The organism is Pseudomonas sp. NBRC 111130 (genome assembly GCF_001320485.1).
Classification (GTDB): Bacteria; Pseudomonadota; Gammaproteobacteria; order Pseudomonadales; family Pseudomonadaceae; genus Aquipseudomonas; species Aquipseudomonas vlassakiae.
Genome location: NZ_BCBG01000065.1, coordinates 1 through 19,524 on the forward strand (window position 1 = coordinate 1; position 19,524 = coordinate 19,524).

General features: G+C 64.0%; 16 protein-coding genes and 1 tRNA gene. 5 read left to right on the top strand and 12 right to left on the bottom strand.

Annotation, left to right across the window (positions count from 1 at the left end; all coding sequences use genetic code 11):
• Positions 1 to 41: 41 nt before the first annotated feature.
• Both APH33_RS21425 and APH33_RS21430 read right to left on the bottom strand, forming a co-directional pair.
• Positions 42 to 1,718: an aryl-sulfate sulfotransferase gene (locus APH33_RS21425; protein ID WP_054887065.1), complete on the bottom strand. Its 1,677-nt coding sequence runs from the start codon at positions 1,716 to 1,718 to the stop codon at positions 42 to 44.
• An 18-nt stretch (positions 1,719 to 1,736) separates the two neighbouring features.
• Positions 1,737 to 4,073, bottom strand: coding sequence for a TonB-dependent receptor (locus tag APH33_RS21430; protein ID WP_054887066.1), 2,337 nt, complete (start codon positions 4,071 to 4,073; stop codon positions 1,737 to 1,739).
• 193 nt (positions 4,074 to 4,266) lie between these two features.
• On the opposite strand from APH33_RS21430, the gene APH33_RS21435 reads away from it, so the two are divergent.
• Positions 4,267 to 5,181, top strand: coding sequence for a LysR family transcriptional regulator (locus APH33_RS21435; RefSeq protein ID WP_054887067.1), 915 nt, complete (start codon positions 4,267 to 4,269; stop codon positions 5,179 to 5,181).
• Between the two features lie 123 nt (positions 5,182 to 5,304).
• Here the strand turns inward: APH33_RS21435 and APH33_RS21440 are convergent, their stop codons facing one another.
• Both APH33_RS21440 and APH33_RS21445 read right to left on the bottom strand, forming a co-directional pair.
• Positions 5,305 to 6,210 carry a TauD/TfdA family dioxygenase gene (locus tag APH33_RS21440; RefSeq protein ID WP_054887068.1) on the bottom strand — a complete coding sequence of 302 codons (906 nt, stop codon included), beginning with the start codon at positions 6,208 to 6,210 and terminating at the stop codon, positions 5,305 to 5,307.
• Positions 6,211 to 6,246: 36 nt separating this feature from the next.
• Positions 6,247 to 7,284, bottom strand: a complete 1,038-nt coding sequence (locus APH33_RS21445) for an ABC transporter substrate-binding protein (protein ID WP_054887069.1) — start codon at positions 7,282 to 7,284, stop codon at positions 6,247 to 6,249.
• Positions 7,285 to 7,581: 297 nt separating this feature from the next.
• Here APH33_RS21445 and APH33_RS21450 point away from each other — a divergent pair, with 297 nt between their 5' ends.
• Together APH33_RS21450 and APH33_RS21455 are read left to right on the top strand one after the other, a co-directional pair.
• Positions 7,582 to 9,177 (top strand): ABC transporter permease, encoded by a 1,596-nt coding sequence (locus APH33_RS21450; RefSeq protein WP_256218708.1) that lies wholly within the window; start codon positions 7,582 to 7,584, stop codon positions 9,175 to 9,177.
• Positions 9,174 to 10,037, top strand: a complete 864-nt coding sequence (locus APH33_RS21455) for an ABC transporter ATP-binding protein (protein ID WP_054887070.1) — start codon at positions 9,174 to 9,176, stop codon at positions 10,035 to 10,037. Before APH33_RS21450 ends, APH33_RS21455 begins: the two co-directional genes overlap by 4 nt.
• 47 nt (positions 10,038 to 10,084) lie before the next feature.
• Here the strand turns inward: APH33_RS21455 and APH33_RS21460 are convergent, their stop codons facing one another.
• The 8 genes from APH33_RS21460 to APH33_RS21495 all read right to left on the bottom strand — a co-directional run bounded on the left by APH33_RS21460 (position 10,085) and on the right by APH33_RS21495 (position 17,253).
• A complete protein-coding gene (locus APH33_RS21460) occupies positions 10,085 to 10,360 on the bottom strand; it encodes a gamma-butyrobetaine hydroxylase-like domain-containing protein (protein WP_054887071.1) in 276 nt (91 codons plus the stop codon).
• Positions 10,360 to 11,325 carry a HEAT repeat domain-containing protein gene (locus APH33_RS21465; RefSeq protein WP_054887072.1) on the bottom strand — a complete coding sequence of 322 codons (966 nt, stop codon included), beginning with the start codon at positions 11,323 to 11,325 and terminating at the stop codon, positions 10,360 to 10,362. Before APH33_RS21465 ends, APH33_RS21460 begins: the two co-directional genes overlap by 1 nt.
• Positions 11,322 to 12,173, bottom strand: a complete 852-nt coding sequence (locus tag APH33_RS21470; protein ID WP_054887073.1) for an ABC transporter ATP-binding protein — start codon at positions 12,171 to 12,173, stop codon at positions 11,322 to 11,324. The genes APH33_RS21465 and APH33_RS21470 overlap by 4 nt, the downstream gene beginning before the upstream one ends.
• The gene (locus APH33_RS21475; protein WP_054887074.1) at positions 12,173 to 12,955 is read right to left on the bottom strand and encodes an ABC transporter permease; all 783 of its coding nucleotides are present in this window, start codon (positions 12,953 to 12,955) and stop codon (positions 12,173 to 12,175) included. The genes APH33_RS21470 and APH33_RS21475 overlap by 1 nt, the downstream gene beginning before the upstream one ends.
• Positions 12,956 to 12,970: 15 nt before the next feature.
• Entirely contained in the window at positions 12,971 to 14,377 is a 1,407-nt protein-coding gene (locus APH33_RS21480; RefSeq protein ID WP_054887075.1) for an ABC transporter substrate-binding protein, read from the bottom strand.
• 121 nt (positions 14,378 to 14,498) lie between these two features.
• On the bottom strand, positions 14,499 to 14,744 hold the full coding sequence (locus APH33_RS21485) for a ferredoxin family protein (protein ID WP_054887076.1): 246 nt from the start codon (positions 14,742 to 14,744) through the stop codon (positions 14,499 to 14,501).
• 38 nt (positions 14,745 to 14,782) lie between these two features.
• Positions 14,783 to 16,507, bottom strand: a complete 1,725-nt coding sequence (locus APH33_RS21490; protein ID WP_054887077.1) for a fumarate reductase/succinate dehydrogenase flavoprotein subunit — start codon at positions 16,505 to 16,507, stop codon at positions 14,783 to 14,785.
• A complete protein-coding gene (locus APH33_RS21495) occupies positions 16,504 to 17,253 on the bottom strand; it encodes a GntR family transcriptional regulator (RefSeq protein ID WP_054887078.1) in 750 nt (249 codons plus the stop codon). The genes APH33_RS21490 and APH33_RS21495 overlap by 4 nt, the downstream gene beginning before the upstream one ends.
• Before the next feature lie 265 nt (positions 17,254 to 17,518).
• On the opposite strand from APH33_RS21495, the gene APH33_RS21500 reads away from it, so the two are divergent.
• Positions 17,519 to 17,595: transfer RNA gene (locus APH33_RS21500), tRNA-Arg, on the top strand.
• 157 nt (positions 17,596 to 17,752) lie between these two features.
• The gene (locus APH33_RS21505; RefSeq protein WP_054887079.1) at positions 17,753 to 19,480 is read left to right on the top strand and encodes a dipeptidase; all 1,728 of its coding nucleotides are present in this window, start codon (positions 17,753 to 17,755) and stop codon (positions 19,478 to 19,480) included.
• Positions 19,481 to 19,524 lie beyond the last annotated feature (44 nt).

A 19,524-nucleotide genomic window follows, 5' to 3' on the forward strand; every position in this document is an offset into this window, starting at 1 on the left:
ATCTATGCACCCATACAAAAACTACGTCAGGCCAACCAAAGTCAGAACGCCTTGGCCAGGTCGATCACCAGAGCCCGGTAGCCAACGGAACCCGGCTGGCGGCTGTGCACCTTGAGTTCCACCAATACCTCCTGGGTCCCTCGACGCACTTCATTGAGCACCGTGGTGGTCAGCTTCTCGGGCGTGAGGAAGTTGACCGAAGCCGAATAGATGAACTGGGTATCGGTCTCTGGCCGGTAGGCCACCACCGAGGTCACCGGGCTGTACCATTCGTCGCCACGCTCCTTGCCGTATTCCCAGACTTGCTCGACCGTGCCCTTGGCTTCATCGATCCTGTACTCCACCGCCCGGCTGTAGTTGCCACTGAGCTTGGTGGGCGCAAAGTCACGCCCCCAGCCGTTGTCGAACACGGTCAGCGTGCCTTTGCCAGTGAGCCAAGCGGTGTGCTGGGTCCAGGACCAGTCGAAGCCTTCGCTCTGGATGGGGGTCAGCACCTTCTCGCGCAGGCGCTGCGGCCAGCCCTGTGGTGAAGCCAGAATCCACTTCACCTGCTTGTCCCGACCGATCTTCACCACCCCTTGATGGCGAGCTGAAACGATAATGCTGTCGTCATCGGCGTCGTAGTCAATGGCATTGACATGGGCCCAGTTGCGCCCGGTGCCCACGCCTGGGGTATCACCGAACGGCAAGTCGCCTTCGGCCAGTTCGTTGGCCAGGCGGTCGTCCTGCTTCTGTACACCTTCTGGCAGCTGGATCGCCGCCTTGCCCAAGGTTTCCAGCAAGTCGCCGCGGTAGGGGTCGAGAATCTGGTTCAGGTCCCAGAAGTCCTGCACGTCGCCGGCTTCGTTGACCTCGATGATGTGGTCTCGTATCGAACGCACCCGCTTGCCGTCCGGGCGCCGATAATCACTGGTGCCGACGCGCAGCAGGTAGGTGCCGTTGGCGGTTTCGCGGATCTCGTGGGAGAAGTCGGCAAACTTGTCCGGCAGGTTGCGCTGCCAGATACGCCGGCCCAGCAGGTCGAACTTGGAATAGGTCTGGCCCTGCCCCCAGATCAGCTTGCCGTCGCGGGTCTGCTGGAAGCCCATGGTCCCGCCCAGGCCGTCGCGGCGGTTGGAGTCGTGGATCTGCTCGATGTCCAGGTACCAACGCACGTCACCGTTGCTGTCGGAGATCCAGTTGTTGCCGACCTGGTCCCATTCCGCGGCGCCGCCCAGGCCGTTCCACTTGAAGGCACGGCCACCGGGAATGTCACCTTGCAGGTGGTTGAACAGGTACAGGCGCTGCTCGAAGCCTGGCGCCACCTTGACCGGTTCGACCTCCGGCAGCGCGGCGGTCTGCTTCGCCACCACTGGCAGGCGCACGGCCGGAGCATAGATCTGGTACTGCTCGCGGATGCGCTCGCCGTCGAGCTTGTAGGTCACTTCCACCTGGTTGACGTAGTCCGGGTACAGGCCGAATACCGGGATACCGCCATAGGTCCACAGCGAGCGCTCGGACACCTCGTAGGCAATGTCCACGCCGCGCTCGCCCTTGCCGCGCACCCGCACATGGGCGGCGCTCAGGCTGCGCCCACCGTCGCGGATGATCGCGGTCAGCGGCGCCAGGCGGTACGGGTTGACCACCACATCGCCGAGCAGCGCCTCGGTGCGCTCGGGGACCTTGGCAGTAAGGCAGGCGCCTTCGGGCAGTACTGGGGTTTCAGTCTTGGCGTTCATGGCAAAGCTCCTTTTTACTCAAAAGTCGTAACGGGCGGTGGCGCCGAAGGTGCGCGGGGTACCGAGCACGCCGGCGTACCCACCGTTGGCGGAGTTCCACAGGCTGGTGAAATAGGTCTTGTCGCCGGCGTTCTTCACCCACAGCGACAGGTCGACCACGCCGTCGCCCTGGTCCAGGCGCACACCGGCGGAGAGGTTGACCAGCGCGTAGCTGGGGATCTGGCCGAAGTCGGAATCGTCGATGGTGCCCACCGCCCGCGAGCGGAATGCGTAGCTGGCGGTGACGTAGGGTTCGACGTGCTGGCTGGCCTGCCACTTGTATTCGCCGTTGAGGTTGGCGATGTACTTGGAGGCGCCGACCACCTGGTGGCCAGACAGGTCGCAGGTGGCCGTGGCATTGGCCAGGCTCACTTCCGGCGGGCACGGTGCGTCGTCGTACTTCAGGTAGCGGACGTCGTTCCACGAGCCGTTGAAGTTCACCGTCAGGCCTTTGATCGGCAGCGCCGTGGCTTCGAACTCCAGGCCGCGCGAGCGCACGCTGCCTGCGTTGGCCAGGTACTGCACGCGGTTGATCTGGTCGTAGACGTTGGCCTGGTAGCCATGCACCTCGGTCCAGAACAGGTTGGTGTTGAGCTGCAGGCGGTTATCGAACAGCGTGCTCTTGAGGCCCAACTCGGCGTTGTTGGCCCGCTCGGTGCCGACCAGCAAGGAGTCGGTGCCCAGGCGCGGCGCGGCGCCGACGGTGAGGTTGACGCCACCAGACTTCTCGCCGTGGGTCAGGGTGGCGTAGCCGAGCAATTGCTCGTTGAAGCGATAGCTCAGCCCCAGCAGCCCGGAAGGGCTGAAGCTGTACTGGTTGAGGTCGCCCGAATCGTACGCCCCCACCCTGCCCTGGCGCGCAGCGGCGGCCGCACCGGTTACGGCAGCACCACCGGTTGGCGCGTCGCGGGTCACCCAGGCGCTCTTTTCCTCGTAGGTGCCGCGGATACCGGCGGTGAAGTCCAGGCGATCGGTAAGGTGCCAGGTGCCCTGGGCGAACAGCGCGTAGCTGTCGGTATCGATATGGCCATTGCCGATGGTATTGACGTTGGCCAGGGCGCCGGCCGGGGTGATGTTCCAGATGTCCGCCTGGGGGCCGTAATAGGTGAAGGACTTGTTGTCCAGGTCCTGCTTGAAGTAGTACGCGCCGAGCACATAGTCGAAGACGCCACCGGTGGGCGACGCCAGGCGGATTTCCTGGGAATACTGCTTGTCGCGTACCGACACCCCAGCGCTGTAGAACACCGGCACATTGAGGCCGTCGTCATTACGCGGGGTGAAGTCCCACCAGCGGTAGGCGCTGATCGAAGTCAGGGTGAAGTCGTTGGGCAGGGTCCAGTTGGCCTCGACCGAGGTACCGCCCTGGAACACCGTCACCTGTTGGTCGGCATCGAAGTTGACCTTGCGGTCCTTGCCCGATACCAGTGTCGCCCCAGCCTGGGCGGCCAGGCTTTCGTAGCGGTTGACGCCATTGATGGTCGGCCCGGTGCTGTAGAGGCTGAGGATGCCGTTGTTGGAATCCTCTTCGTTGTACTCACCGATCCAGCGCAGGTTGAAGCTTTCGCTCGGCTTGAACAGCAGCTGGGTACGAAAGCCCTGGCGTTTGCCACCGTTGAGCTCGTCGCCGTTGTGGATGTTCTTTACATAACCATCGTCTTCGGTGTGGTAGGCACTGATGCGCCCGGCCAGCGTCTCGGTGATCGGCCCGGAGTAACTGCCCTGGGTCTGCAGGTAGCCGTCCTCGCCAATCGATTGCTGAATGCTGCCCTCGGGGTGGAAGGTCGGTTTGCGCGTGGTGATGTTCAGCACCCCCGCCGTGGTGTTCTTGCCGAACAGCGTACCCTGCGGGCCGCGCAGCACTTCCAGCTGGTCGACATCGAGCAGGTCGAACACCGCCATGCCCGGCCGCCCGAGGTAGACGTTGTCCAGATAGATGCCGACGCTGCCTTCCAGGCCATCGCTGGCCGGGTTGTTGCCCAGGCCACGAATCGAGATGCTCGACTGCCGCGCATGCACATAGGCGACATTGGTGCTGGGCACCAGCTGTTGCAGATCCTGCACACGGTAGATGCGCTGGGTTTCCAGGGTTTCGCTGCTGAGCACACTGATGGGCGTGGGCACGCTCTGCGCGGTTTCCTCGCGGCGGCGGGCATTGACCGTGACCGTGCCGAGCTTGGCTTCCTGCTCCACGGCCGGCGTGGTGCTGACGGGTTCTTCGGCAAAGCTGCCGTTGGATGCTGCCAGCAACACGCCGGCGGCCAAGGGTTGCAAGGTAAAGCGCGACGCGCGCGCAGGCCAACGGAAAAGTCCAGACATACAAATGCTCCTTGAGGCTGCGGCCCTGGGCGAGCATTTCCGTTGGCGGAACCGAATCGCGGTCAGTTGGGCTTATATTCTTTTAAGAGATATAAATATTTGTAAATCATATTTTGTGGAATAAGTGACTCCCTTTATAAGGGGGCTGACCCTCTTCATCAATTGCATTCGACCGAAAGTTTTCATGTAGAAAATGCATATCGACCTACGCCAGCTCCGCCACTTCATCGCCCTTGTCGAGCACCGCAGTTTCGTCGCTGCGGCGGCTGCGGTGAATCTGTCGCAATCGGCCTTCAGCCGCAGCATCCAGACCCTGGAGCACAACATCGGCTGTCGTCTGGTCGACCGTGCCAGCAAAGAGCTTTCACCCACTCGACAGGGTTTGCTGGTGCTGGAGCATTCGCGGCGCCTGGTGCATGGCGCGCATAATCTGGTCAACGAGATTCACCAGTTCAATGGCGCCACCACCGGCGTGGTGCGCTTCGGCTCCGGCCCGGCACCGGCTGGCGGCCTGGTGCCAAAGGCCGTGGCGCGCTTCGTGGCCGAGTACCCGGCAGCGCGCACCTGCTTCCAGGTGGATAACTGGCAGGCGCTGAACCGCAGGCTGATCGCCGAGGAGATCGAATTCTTCGTTGCCGATACGCGCCAGTTCGAGTCCGACCCAGATTACCGCGTGCACAAGCTGGCACCGCAGCGCTGGCATTTCTGCTGTCGGGCCGGGCACCCGCTGACCGAGCAGGCTGAAGTGCGTGCGCGGGACGTATTCGACTACCCGCTGGCCACCACTTTCCGGCCGCCAAACATCCGCAAGATCCTCAGCGACCTGAGCGGCCGCCAGGACTTTCTGCCAACGGTGGAATGCGAGCATGGGTACGCCCTGCTGAACGTGGTGATGCAATCGGACACCATTGGCATTGCCTGCAATGCCAACTTGCGGCCTTACCAGATGGAGCGGGGGCTGGTGGCGTTGAAACTGGTGGACCTGGCAGCGGAGCAGGAAGAGGCGTTCTATACCCGCTATGGGGTGGTGAGCCGGGTGGGGTATGGCTTGTCGCCGTTGGCGCAGGGGTTGGTCAGGCAGTTGATTGCCTGTGATACCGAGGTGTAGCTGGCGGGGGCTTCGCCCCCGTTTCGCGACACGAGGCCGCTCCCACATTTGATTGGCGTACGCCGTGCTTTTTGTGGGAGCGGCCTTGTGTCGCGAAAGGGCCGCAAAGCGGCCCCGGCGATATCAGCCTTTACGCGTGGTCCGGCTCAACTGGCCATCAACCCCCACCGGCACTTCACCGGCCAAGGTCACCCGCCGCACCACCCGCGGCTGGGTGCCGTAGTCATCCACCGCATAATGCTGCGTGGCACGGTTATCCCAGATCGCCACATCCCCCGCCTCCCAGCGCCAGCGCACGGTGTTCTCCAACCGCGTCACATGCCCCTGCAGCACCGCGAACAGGTGCTGCGAGTCCGCCAGCGAATACCCTTTGATGCGCTTGACGAAATGGCCCAGTTGCAACGCCCGTTCACCACTGATCGGGTGCACCCGCACCACCGGGTGCTCGGTCTCGTAGACGGTCGAGGTGAACACCTTGCGATAACGCTCAAGCTTGGCCGGGTCGACATCAGGCTTGACGCTCGCATAGTCATATTCGTTGCTGTGCACCGCCCACAGCTGGTCAGCCAGCTCGCGCAGCGGCTCGGGCAACTCCTGGTAGGCTGCGGCCGTGTTGGCCCAGACGGTGTCGCCGCCGGAAGCTGGCGCCACCACGCTGCGCAGGATCGAAGCCTTGGGGTAGGCCTCGACGAAGGTTACGTCGGTGTGCCAGGAGTTTGCCCGCTGGCCTTCGGCGCCGTCCAGCTGCAGCAGGTAGCTGGTGCCGTCCACCACTGGCACGGTGGGGTGGGCGACCGGCTCGCCGAGCAGCTTGGCGAAGCCTTCCTGGGCCTGGTCGTCCAGGTGGGTCTGGCCACGGAAGAAAATCACCTTGTGCTTCACCAGCGCCGCCTGGATGGCGTCGACGGTGGCGGCATCGAGGTCGGCGGACAGCTTCACCCCACGGATTTCGGCGCCGATGCGGCCGGCAACCGGTTGGATGTCGAGTTCGAGGGCGTGTGGCGCTGAGGCTAGTGCGGCATTGCTCATGGTCGTGGTCCTTGCGGTCATGGTCGGTTTTTGGGTTCAGCGGGCGGCCTGCAAGGCCTGTTGGGATTGCAGTGCGGCATCGAGGAAACGCGGTTCGACCCACTCTGAAACCTGGAAGCCACGGCGGATCAGGCGCTCGCGGGCGGCCAGGTCGACGCCCTGCTGCAACTGGGCTATGAAATCGGCGTCCAGGCGAGGATCGAAGTAATGGGCCAGGTCTTCGTTGGCCAGGTCATCGCTGAGGATGCTGCGTGGCCAGTTGGCGTTGCTCGCAACCAGCTCGACGTAAGCCTCGCGGTTACGCTCGTCGCGCAGCCAGTTGGTGGCCTGCTCCTGGGCATTGACCAGGCGCTGCACCAGCTCGGGGTATTTGCGAATGAAATCGCCCGTGCCGAGCAACACCGCCTGGGTGCTGCCGGCGCCTGCCAGGTCGCGGGAGTTGACAAGCAGCTCGACCAGCCCGCGCTCACGCAGCGACAACAGGTTGGAAAGCCCCCAGGTGGCATCGATCTGTTTTGCAGCCAGCGCAGCGTTGGCGGCGTTGAAGTCGAGGTTGATCACTTTCAGGTCGCGCTCGGACAACCCCTGGCTGGCCAGCGCGCTGGCGAACGACAACTGGTTGGCGGTGCCGCGGAACACCGCCACGCGCTTGCCCTTGAGGTCGTGCAGGGACTTGATGCCGGACCCCGGCACTACGCCCAGATAGCTCTTCACCCCACGCACCCCGGCCGACAGCACACGGGTATCGAGGCCGTTGGCCTTGCCGACGATCGCCGCCAGGTCGCCCAGGTAGGCGAAGTCGGCCTGGCCATTGGCCAAGGCTTCGTTGACCACGGGGCCTGCGCCCTTGAAGAAGTGCCAGTCGATACGGATGCCGTCTTTGGCAAATTCCTTTTCCAGCAGTTGCTGGTCGCGCAGTACGTCGACCACACCGCCCGCACTGTGCTTGCTGCCGGCGCTGAGGTCGGGCACCGCGATGCGGATGCTTTCCGGCCTGGCCGGCTCGGCTGCGTGGGCGCCCAGGGTAAAGGCCAGACCGAGTGCGGTGATCAGGTGGCGAAGCGGGGTTTTCATGGCAAGGCTCCTTGGCAGGCTGCCACCGGCGATGGCCGGCGCGTTGGCCAGAAGCTAGGCAGGTCTGGTTAGAACCTACAAAGATCAAAACTTCATTTTTCAGTAACGGAAAGACATAAACGAGGATTCATGCGGGGCGCAGGGTGGCTTGCGGGAAACGCATGGAAAATATGAGGAAAACGCAACGGCGGGGGGGTTCCGCATGCATGGCTTGCATGCTCTTATCTCTTGAATATCGCTTGTGAAATTTTTTAATTCCATAAGTGAATAACATTGGAACGCTTCGAGAGATGGCCGATGAATGGAGTTCTGAGCAAAGGGCGGGGTTGGCTTCGCTGGCCACTGCGCGCCGCTATCGCGCCGCATGGCGGCTCCCGCGTGGGCCGCGTGTTGCCATGGGCAGTGCCGGTCTGCATTGCCCTGCTGTGGTGCGTGGCGAGCCAGCAGCACTGGATGAGCGAGCAGATCCTGCCGGCGCCCTCACTGGTGTGGCAAAGCGCGCTGGAATTTGGCTCCGGTGAGCTTTGGGGGCACTTGTGGATTAGTCTGCAGCGGCTGTTCTGGGGGCTGTTGGCTGGCGTCGGCTGTGGCTTGCTGCTCGGCACATGGCTGGGTACCTCACGCCACGCGCAGACCTGGGTACTGCCAACCTTCGTGGCTTTGGCGCAAATCCCTACCCTGGCCTGGATTCCGCTGTTCATGCTGTTCTTCGGTATCGGCGAACTGCTCAAGCTGGTGGTGTTGGTGAAAGCCGTCGTGGTGCCGGTCACCCTGCATACGCTGGTCGGCGTGCGCGACGCGCAGCCGAAGCTGCGCGAAGCCGCCGCCGTGCTGCGCCTGCCACGTCACCTGTTGTTCCTGCGCCTGCTGCTGCCAGCGGCCCTGCCAGCCTTCCTCACCGGGGTGCGCCTGGCCCTGGCGACCGGCTGGACGTCGTTGCTCGCCGTGGAATTGCTGGCCTCCAGCGAAGGCATCGGCTACCTGATGGTCTGGGGCAGGCAGCTGTTCATGCTCGATCTGGTGCTGTTGTGCATCCTGGTGATCGGTCTGGTCGGTGCACTGCTGGAGCGCGGCTTCTCGACCCTGGAGAAGCGCCTGCTGTTCTGGCCTCAACCGGCCACCGGCGAACAACAGCGCGGGCCCATTCCACGGGGCTGGCAAAGCCTGCTGCTGCCAGCGGCTTTGCTGGCGCTGTGGCAGGCGAGCAATAGCTTGGGCTGGATCGACCCGAACATCCTCGCTTCGCCGCTGAATGTGCTGCGCGCGCTGTTCAGCGGGCTGGCCGACGGCTCGCTGCCTGAAGCCATGCTGCTGAGCCTGCAGCGCACCCTGACCGGCCTGGTCCTGGGTGGCGGCGCAGGCTTGCTGAGCGGGTTGCTGCTGGGGCTGTCGCCAAAGGCCGAACGCCTGTTCGGGCCAAGCCTGTCGGCCCTGCGGCAAGTGGCGCTGTTTGCCTGGGTACCCTTGCTCACGGCCTGGTTCGGCCTCGGCGAAGGGGCCAAGCACGTGTTCGTCGGCCTGGCGGCATTCTTCCCGCTGCTGATCGCCACCCAGCGCGGCATCGCCAGCCTCTCGCCACAACTGGGCGAAGCGGCCCGCACACTACGCCTGAACCTGTGGCAACGCCTGCGCCTGCTGGTGCTGCCCGGCGCCGCACCGGCGATATTCGCCGGCTTGCGCCTGTCCTTGATCTACGCCTGGCTGGGCACCATCGGTGCTGAGTACTTCATGCCCTCGGACGGTGGCATCGCCAGCCTGATGATCGGCGCGCAGCAATTGTTCCGCATGGACCAGGTGATGGCCGCAATGGTCCTGATCGGCCTGGTCGGCGCCCTGCTCGGCACCCTCGGCCAACGCCTCGAATCGCGCGCCACGCGCTGGAGAACCGCATGAATGCCTTCAATGCTTCACACCTGCACGCGGCCAATCAGGCCGACACCACGCCGCCGCTGGTCAGCTTCGAAGGCGTCGGCAAGGTCTTCAGCGTCGATGGCCAGCCGTTCGAGGCCATCCGCAACTTCAACCTGGCCATCAACGAAGGCGAGTTCATCGCCATCGTCGGCGCCTCGGGCTGCGGCAAGTCGACCCTGCTGCGCCTGCTGGTCGGGCTGGACACAGACCATAGCGGCAGCATCCGCATCGATGGCCAGGCGGTCAGCGGCATCGGCGGCGAGCGCGGCATCGTGTTCCAGGAGCATCGGCTGTTCCCCTGGTTGACGGTTGAACAGAACATCGCCCTGGGTCTGGTCAACGAACACCTGACCCAGGGCGAGCGCGCCCGGCGTGTGCACGAGTTCGTGCAACTGGTAGGCCTGGTCGGTTTCGAGTCGGCCTACCCGCACCAGCTGTCCGGCGGTATGGCCCAGCGTGTAGCGATTGCCCGTGGCCTGGTGGCCAGCCCGCGCATCCTGTTGCTCGACGAGCCGTTCGGCGCGCTTGACGCACTGACCCGCCAGCAGCTGCAGGACGAACTGCTGGCCATTCGCGAACGTGCCGGTATCACCACGTTGCTGGTGACCCACGACGCCGAGGAAGCCACCTACCTTGCCGACCGGGTGGTGGTGCTGGAGCCGCGCCCTGGGCGGATCAAGTCGGTGGTGGAAATCGACTTGCCACACCCGCGCCTGCGTAACGGTGTGGCCCTGCACGCATTGCGCGAGCAGGTTCTGCACCAGATCACCGGTGACGGCGGCTACCTGCCGCCGCCAGCGCGCCGAGTGGAAGGGTTGCGGCCCGAACTGATTGCCTTGTAGGTCCGGTGCGCTGCCAGGAGGCAGCGCTCGGCCTGAACATCATCCGCCTAGCCCAGGGCATGCAGGTACGCCCAGGGATAAATGCCGCGCTCATGACCATCACTGAACACCAGTTGCACACCGTAGCCCTGCGGCTCGATGTGCTCCACTCGCACATCGTCCTCCACCACGCCAATAGCGCCGCGCAGGCGGGCGGCGCGGCATTGCGAACACGGGCAGGCACCGCGCAAGCGCGCGTGGCTGATGACCTGCTCGGCGTCCTGCCACTGCACACTCAGCAGCCCCGCCTCGCGTTGGTTGCGGATTGCGCTGGGGCCGTTCATCAAGCAGCCCCGCGCAGCTGCGCCAAGGCGATGCGCACGGCCTTGCGCACTTCCGGATCGCTGTCCGATTCGGCCGCCTGCAACGCCGGCAGGGCGCGGGACTGGCCCAGTTCGCCGAGCGCCAGCGCGGCCTCCTTGCGCAGGTTGGCAATGGCATGGCCCAGCAGGGCGGCCAAGGCATCCAGCGCTTCGGTGTGACGCAGGCGGCCCAGTGAACGGGCAGCGCGCAAACGCACTTGCCAGAAGTCATCACCTAGCGCCGCCACCAAGGCGGGCCCCGCCTGGGCATGGCCAACCTTGCCCAGCGTCGTCGCGGCCTCTTCGCGTACTTGCCAGGCGGGATCGCGCAATGCGCCAACCAGCGCCGGCAATACGGCGACGTCACGCGCAAGCCCCAAGGCGCCAATCGCTGCGCGACGGACCTCGGTGTCGCGCTCGTGCTCGGCCAGTTTCGCCAAGGCAGGCAGCGCGGGCTCGTGCTTGAGCCAACCCAGGATCCCCACCGCTTCGCGCCGCACCAGCGCATCCTGGTCTTCCAGTGCCCGCAACGCAGGTTTGGCAGCGTCCTCCAGGCGCAGTTCGCGCAGGGCGCGCAAGGCACTTGCGCGGACAAAGGCATCGGCATGAGTCGTCCACGGCAAAATCAGTTGCCCGGCTTCCGGGGTCTTCAACTCGCTGAGGCTCTGCGCGGCAGCCAGGCGAACCGCTTCGGCGCCATCAGCCAGCGCCGCGCACAGTGCCTGTACCACTTCCGGTTCTTCCCAGGCCTCCAGCAACCGCGCGGCCTCGGCACGCACGTCGTCGGCGCCATCGACCAACAGCGCATCGGTCAGCCACGGCAAGCCATCGGGGTCTTCCAGGTCGGCAAGTTCGATCAAGGCAATGCGTCGCACACCCGCGTCGTCGGCTTCGAGGCGTGGCAGCAGGTCAAGAATTTCGTGGTTGTCGGTGCTTCGTTCCGTCATAGCGCAATCCTTAACGGTGGATGTTCAGTGGTCGGCAGGCCGAGCGGCGTCAGGCGCGGCAATTCGCGGCCTTCTTCATGGCGCAACAAGGCCAGGCAATGGCGTTTGAGGTGGGTGAACTCAGCGCTGGTCAGCAGGCCGGCACGACGCGGGCGTGCAAAGTCCAGGCGCAGGTCCTCGATGAAGCGACCGGGGCGTGGGCTCATCACCAGCAGGCGATCGGCCAGGAACAAGGCTTCGTCGATATCGTGGGTGACGAACACCACGGTGGTGCGAATACGCGCCCAGATATCCAGCAGCAGTTCCTGCATGCGTGCACGGGTTTGCGCATCGAGGGCGCCGAAAGGCTCGTCCATCAGCAGCAGGCGCGGGCGATTGATCAGCACCCGGGCGATCTCGGCACGCTGCTGCATGCCACCGGACAGCTGGCTGGGCCAGCGCTCGGCGAAGTCCGCCAAGCCCACCAGTTGCAACATGTCGTATGCCTGTTGCCGGCGTTCGGCCTTGCCCAGGCCTTGCATCTTCAGGCCAAAGGCGACGTTGTCGAGCACGCTGCGCCACGGCAGCAAGGTGTGGTGCTGGAATACCATGCCGCGCTGCGGCGAGGGCCCGGTGATGGCTTGGCCATCCACGCTCAGCTGGCCACTGCTGGGCACCAGATGCCCGGCCAGGGCCCCGAGTAAGGTCGACTTGCCGCAACCGGAAGGCCCGAGGATGCAGACGAACTCCCCCGGCTCCACAGCGAAGTCCAGGCGCTGCACCGCCTCGAAGGCCTCACCGCCTTGCCCCAGACGGATCGACAGACCCTGCCCCTCGATCCGCCCCGGCGCCTGTTGACAGGGGTTCATCAGGCAGCCCTCCGTGTGCGGTACCAGGGCGTGGCCAGCGCACCCAAGTGTTTGACCAGCGAGCTACTGCCCATGCCCAGTACGCCGATCAGCAGCATGCCGACGATGATGTCCGGGTAGTTCTGCAAGGTATATGACTCCCAGGTGTAGTAGCCGATGCCGAACTGCCCGGCGATCATCTCGGCAGTGACCAGGCAGAACCACGAGGTGCCCATGCCGATGGCAAGGCCGGTGACGATGCTCGGCAACGCACCAGGCAATACCACTTCGCGCAGGATTGCCCAACGCCCGGCACCGAGGCTGCGCGCCGAGGCCACCAGGCGCGGGTCGACGGCCTCGGCGCCATGCACGGTGTTGAGCAGGATGGGGAACAGCGCGCCGGTGAAGATGATGAACACCATCGACAGCTCCGACGACGGGAACATCAGGATTGCCAGCGGGATCCACGCCACCGCCGGTATCGGCCGCAGCACTTCGAGCGGCGGCAGCAAGGTGTCCTCTGCCCATTTCGAGCGGCCGATCAGCAGGCCCAGGCTCACGCCTAGCAGCGCAGCAGCGGCATAACCGGCAAACACCCGCGACAGGCTGCTGCCCAGGTGCGCCAGCAGCGTGCTGGAGGTCAGCAACTGCCAAGCCGCACTCAGCACCGCCTGCGGCGTGGGGACATAGGTGAAGGTCAGCAGGCCAAGGTCCAGCTTGACACTGGCCGCCGCCTGCCAGAACAGCAGGCAGGCCAGCAGCGAAACCAGGCGCACGGGCCAGCGCTTGAGGTCGCGGGTCATCTCGATGCCTCCCGGTCAGCGCTGGGCGACCAGCTTCTGGTTGGCGCTGACAAAGTCCAGCGCTTCGCCGCCATGGGCCTTGGCGTACTGCTCGGCCTGATCCTTGAGCAGGAAGGCGGCCAGTTCGCCCTTGGCATTGCGCACGAACCAGGCCTGGTTGGCCAGCAGCTTGATACCGCTGTCGGCAGCCTGGGCGTAGATGGCGCGGATGTCCTTGCCGTCCTGTTCCAGCTGAGCCAGGGCGCCGAGGGCGGCTTCCGGCGAGGCGTAGTGGCGCACCTTGGCTTCACCGCGCACCCAGATCTGCGCCAGGCGGCTGAAGTCGGTGATCGGTTTGCCCGTGAGCGCGTCGTTGGCCTTGAGTGGCAGCGGCGCGTAGTTATTCAGCGCCTTGTCGTAGTCCAGGCCGTCCTGCTTGAAGGCTGTGCGGATGTACTGGTCGTCGATGAACTGGTCGGTGTCGAGACCGCGATCGGTCTTCTTCAACAGCTTGAGCGTGTCGATGGAGGTCGCCACTGCCTGGCGGTATTCAGGCTTCCAGGTCAGGTCTCGGGTCTGCAGGCCAAGCGGGCCGTGGAACAGGTAATTGACCTCGGCCTCGATGCCGGTGACCTTTTCGATCAGCTCGCTGTACTTTTCCGGTTCGGCCGCGATCAGGCGGTCCGCTTCCAGGCTGGCGCGCAGATAGGCGGTGACCACTTCCGGGTACTTCTTGGCGTAGTCAGCATCGACCAGGGCGCCATGGAACGTCGGCGCGTTGGCCTGGGCACCGTCGTAGATCTTGCGGGCGAAGCCGCGATTGGGGAACAGCTCGGCGAACGGTACGAAGTCGGCGTGGGCTTCGATACGGTTGCTGCGCAAGGCGGAACCGGCGATCTCCGGCGCCTGGGCGATGATCCGCACGTCGCTCTGCGGGTCCCAGCCCTGGGCTGCCACGGCGCGCAGCAGCATGCCGTGGGCGGTCGAGGCAAACGGCACGGAGATGGTCTTGCCCTTGAGCTCTGCCAGCGACTGCACCTTGGATGCCGCTGGCACGACGATGCCGTTGCCGCTGCCATGCACACTGCCCGACAGCACGCTGATGAACAGGCTGCGCTTGCCGGCATCCAGGTGCGCGACGCCGTTGAACGAACCGGGGAAATCAGCCATGGCGCCGAAGTCGAGCTTGCCGGCGACCATCTCGTTGGTCAGCGGTGCACCACTGGTAAAGTTCTTCCACTCGACCTGGTAGTGGGCGTCCTTGTACTTGCCATCGTGCGGCAGGTACTTGTCGAGCAGACCCAGCTCGCGAATCAGCAGGCCGCCCGTGGCGCAGTTGATGGTGGTGTCCTGGGTGCCGATGGCGATGCGGATGGTTTCGGCGCTGGCGTTCAGCCCGGTGAGCGCCAGCGCGAGGCCGGCCACGGTTGCTACAAGGCGCATGGATGTTTCCCCTCGAATCGTTTTGAGTGCTGGAATCGTCTCCGCCGCCCGGCTTGGGGGTGGGAAACGAGGGGCATTGCAGGAGGGCGCGTCCGGTGGCTCCCCGGATGGCGCAGATGAGTCAACGCAGCAGGTACGGGATGTCGACCTTGACCGCACCGGTGGGGCAGTCTTTCTCGCAAGGCATGCAGTACCAGCACTCGTCGAATGCCATGTAAGCCTTTTGCGTGGCTGGGTTGATCGCCAGCAGGTCCATAGGGCAGACCTCGACACAGACGGTGCAGCCTTTTTCGGCGATGCACTTGTCTTCGTCGATGGTGACCGGGGCGCTGCTACGGAACAAGATTTCCTGGGGCTGGTAGGCCATTTCACGGGGTCCTTGGGGCCTTCGGCCCTCTGTTTCATTCAGGCAGCGTCGGCTTTCACCCGCAGCCGGTCATAGGCAGTCTGTTCCTGGGCATCCAGCGCAATCAGGTAAGGTTCGACGGCTTTCTTGAAGCTGGTCATCTCGCCGTCTTCGCCCTTTTTAAGATGGCAATGGCAGAACCATTCGCCATCGTTGCGCTCGGGGAAGTCCACGCGGTGGTGGTAAAGGCCCCAGCGGCTCTCCTCACGGAACAGCGAGGCCCGCGCCGCCATCTCGGCACAGTCGCGGATCACCGAGACCTCCATCGCCCGCATCAGCTCATGCGGGTTGCTGGCTTTCATCTGTTCGAGATCACGTTCGATTTCGGCAAAGCGCGCCAGGCCGATTTCCATTTTCTTGGTCACCTTTGGCGGCTGCAGGTAATCGTTCACCATGCGCCGCAACTTGTATTCGACCTGCGCCGGCGGCAGGCCATGCTCACGGTGCAGCGGGGCGAACACCCGCGTGCGTTCGCGTTCGACCTGCCCGGCATCGACCTCGGCCAATTCCCGCTCGGCCACGTACTTTGCGGCGTTCACACCGGCAAACCAGCCGTAGGTAAACGCACCGAGCATGTAGTTGTGCGGCACTGCTGCCATGTCACCGGCGGCATACAGGCCCTTGACGCTGGTCTCGGCCTTCTCGTTGACCCACACCCCCGACGCCGAATGCCCCGAGCAGAAGCCGATCTCGGAGATATGCATCTCGACCATGTGCTGGCGGTAGTCGGTGCCACGCCCGGCATGGAACTGGCCGCGGCTGGGGCGCTCATTGCTGTGCAGGATCTCTTCGATGTTCTGGATGGTTTCTTCGGCCAGGTGGTCGAGCTTGAGGAACACCGGGCCGTTGCCGCCTTCGAGCTCCTGGTGGAACTCCCACATCATCTGCCCGCTCCAGTAATCGCACTCGATGAAGCGTTCGCCCTTGCTGTTGGCGGTGTAGCCACCAAGGGGGCCGGTGACGTAGGCGCAGGCCGGGCCGTTGTAGTCCTTGATCAGCGGGTTGATCTGGAAACACTCGAGGTTGGCCAGTTCGGCGCCAGCGTGGTAGGCCATGGCATAGCCGTCGCCGGCATTGGTCGGGTTCTCGTAGGTGCCCATCAGGTACCCCGAGGATGGCAGGCCCAGGCGCCCGGCAGCGCCACAGGCAAGGATCACCGCCTTGGCCCGTACCACGCGAAACTCGCCAGTGCGGCAATCAAAACCCATGACACCGGCAGCCGCGCCTTCGGCGTCGAGCAGCACGCGGGTGCATACCATGCGGTTACTGATCTCGACCCGGGCGCGCTTGAGCTGGCGATAGAGCACTTTCTTGATGTCGTGACCTTCAGGCATGGGCAGCACATAGGCGCCCATGTGGTGGACCTTCTTCACCGCGTAATCGCCAGTCTCGTCCTTCTCGAACTTGACGCCCCAGCGGTCGAGTTGCTCGATGGTTTCGAAACTGTGGGTGGCATAGGCATGCACGGCGGCCTGGTTGACGATGCCGTCGTTGGCCACGGTGATTTCCTTGGTGTACTGCTCGGGCGTGGCATGGCCGGGAATGATGGCGTTGTTCAGGCCGTCCATGCCCATGCTGATGGCGCCGCTGCGCTTGACGTTGGCCTTGTCCAGCAGCAGTACGCGCAGGCGCTTGTCGTGCTCCTTGGCCTTGATCGCCGCCATCGGCCCGGCAGTGCCGCCACCGATGACGATGATGTCGTAGTCCTGGGTCTCGATGCTCATGCCTTGCTCCCCTTCTGACGGTCGATGCGCAGGCGGTACTGGAAGGCATCGCCGCGGTAATACAGGTGTTCGAAGTCCAGCGGCGTGCCGTCGGCGGCGTGGGTGAGGCGTTCGATACGCATGATCGGCGCGCCTTCTTCCACCTCCAGCGCCTGGGTCAGGTCGCTGTCTGCCAACACCGCGTCAATGGCCAGGTCGGCGTGGCCCAGCGCAATGCCGCAGTCGTTTTCCAGCAGCAGGAAGATGTCGCGGGTGACCAGGTCGGCCTTTTCCAGCTTTTCGCCGACCGCCTTGGGCAGCCAGGTCAGCTCCAGCGACACCGGCTCGCGGTTGATCAAGCGTACCCGGCGGATCTCGGTAACCAGGCTGCCCTCCTCGACCTGCAGCCGCGCGGCGACCAGGGCATTGGCCGGCACATGACGGAAGCTGCGCAGGCGGTTGAGCACCTCGTAGCCCATCTGCGTCATCGACTCGCCCAGGCCCTGCAGGGTGCTGACGTTCTGGAACGCCTTGGGTTTGGCGACGAAGGTGCCTTTGCCGTGGATCTTGAAGATCAGCCCTTCTTTCTGCAGGTCACCCAACGCCTGGCGCACGGTGATACGGCTGACCTCGAATGCCTTGCCCAGCTCGCTTTCCGAGGGCATGCGACTATGCGGTGGATAAGTACCGTCGAGGATGCGCTCGCGCAGCAGTTCCTTGAGCTGGGTGTAGAGCGGTACCGGGGACAGGGGGAGCAGTTCGGCCATGATTCTCTTCGCTGATCGAGTACTTGTTATAACAAGTTGTGACCAGAGGGTAGAGGACATAAGAACCGCTAAGGAAATACTGAAATTGCATATGGATAGATGGATTTGTCGCGGCCTGTACCGGTTCTCTCGCGGCTAAAGCCGCTACTACAGACAGCGCACTACCTGTGGGTGCGCCTTTAGCCGCCAAGGGCCAGGCGAGAAAACAGCGATAGATCAAGGCGATGGACGCCGCCGAATCAGATGGGTATCATGCGTGCGCGTTGCACTCGTAGCTCAGCTGGATAGAGTACTGCCCTCCGAAGGCAGGGGTCGTGGGTTCGAATCCCGCCGAGTGCGCCATATCAGAAAAGCCCTGGGAGCATGCCCGGGGCTTTTTCATTTGTGCGACATGTCGCGTTTCTGGCACTCCCGTGCCATGGGTCATTGATGTTAGCGTGGGTCCCCTCCCGTCCCGACGGGTATCCCATAACAATGATTCGCGAAGGAATGCGTGCTCATGCACCTGAAAAAACTCTCCACCGCCCTGATGCTGGCCAGCATTGGCCTGTTCACCCAACCGGCCCAGGCCAACCTGTCCCAGCAACAGTCTGCCGCCATCGTCAAAGCTTTCGACGGCAGCAACCCGGCCGACTTCAAGCATTTCCTCGGTAAACTCCAAGGCAGCGACCTGGCCAAGGCCAACAACCTCGCAGCTACGCTCGACGCCTACCTGGCCGGCAAGCCGCTCGCAGCCGAGCAACAAAATGAAATCAACCGCCTGCTCGGCCTGTACACCCGTATCAAGTACGCCAAGGCCGCCACAGAAAACCTGCGCGAGCTGGTCGCCATCCCCACTTTCAGCGTCGACGGCGTGCCGCAGCACGAAAACCCCGAATTCCTGAAGATCGCCGACAAGATCAAGACGCTGGCCGAGAGCTTCGGCCTGGCCTTCCGCAATGTCGACAACCGCGTCTACGAGATCTCGCTGGGTGAAGGCAAGGAAGTGGTCGGCATCCACGCCCACGCTGACGTGGTGCCGGTCAATCCGGACAACTGGAAGCTGGCCGACGGCACCCGCCTCGACCCGTTCAAGGTCACCTTGGTCGGCGACCGCATGTACGGCCGTGGCACCGAGGATGACAAGAACGGCATCATCGTTGCGCTGTATGCGCTGAAAGTCGCCAAGGACGAAAACCTGCCCCTGGCCCGGCAGTTCAAGCTGCTGATCGACACCACCGAAGAAACCAGCGGCGACGCCATCCCCTATTACTTCGAGCGCAACCCGACCCCCGACTACAACCTGGCACTCGATGGCGGCTACCCGGTGGTGATTGCCGAAAAAGGCTACGGCACGGTCATGGCCAGCTTCAGCAAACGCCCGGCCACGGGCAAAGGTGCGGAAATCGTCAACCTGACCGGCGGCCTGGCGACCAACCAGATTCCGACCACGTCGGTGGCGACCCTGGTGGCGGATAACCCGGCGGAACTGGCCAAGCACCTGGAGAAGGCCGGCGCTGAATACGTGAAGCGTAATGGCAATGACTTCAGCATCGATGCCAAGGTCGACGGCAAGAACGTGCTGCTTACCGTGACCGGCGTTTCTGCCCACTCCTCGGAGCCAGAGTCCGGCGTCAACCCGGTGGCCCGCATGCTCGACTTCCTCAATGGCCTGGGCCAGCAAGTGCCGCTCAAGCACAACCACTTCACCGATGCCGCCCGCTACGCCGCCGACAACTGGGGCCTGGACTACCTGGGCAAGAAGCTCGGCATCGGCTTCGAGGACGCGTTCATGGGCCCGCTGACCACCTCGCTGACCTTCGTCGGCGTGGACGACAAGGGCCTCAAGCTGGCCGTGAACCTGCGCATCCCCAAAGGCAAGCCACTGGCCGTGATCAAGGACCAGCTGGCCGACAAACTGGGCAAATGGACCCGCCAGAGCCACACCTCGGTGGCCTTCGACTACAGCCTTGACGAGCCGATGTTCCGCAACCCCGAAGGCGAATGGGTCAAGGCGCTGCTCGATGTGGCCAGCGAAAACCTGGGTATGAAGCATGAATTCGGTACCTCGGCCGGCGCTACCTCGGTGCACGACCTGCCCAACGGCGTGCAGTTCGGCCTGGCAATGCCGGATGTGAAGTACACCGGGCACAACGACAACGAGTTCAAGACCGTGGAACAGTTCATGCTCGACCTGCAAGTGGTGAGCGAGATGGTGGCGCGGATCGGGCAGATGCCGAAGCTTTGAGTCCGCGGTACTGGCCTCTTCGCGGCTAAAGCCGCTCCCACAGG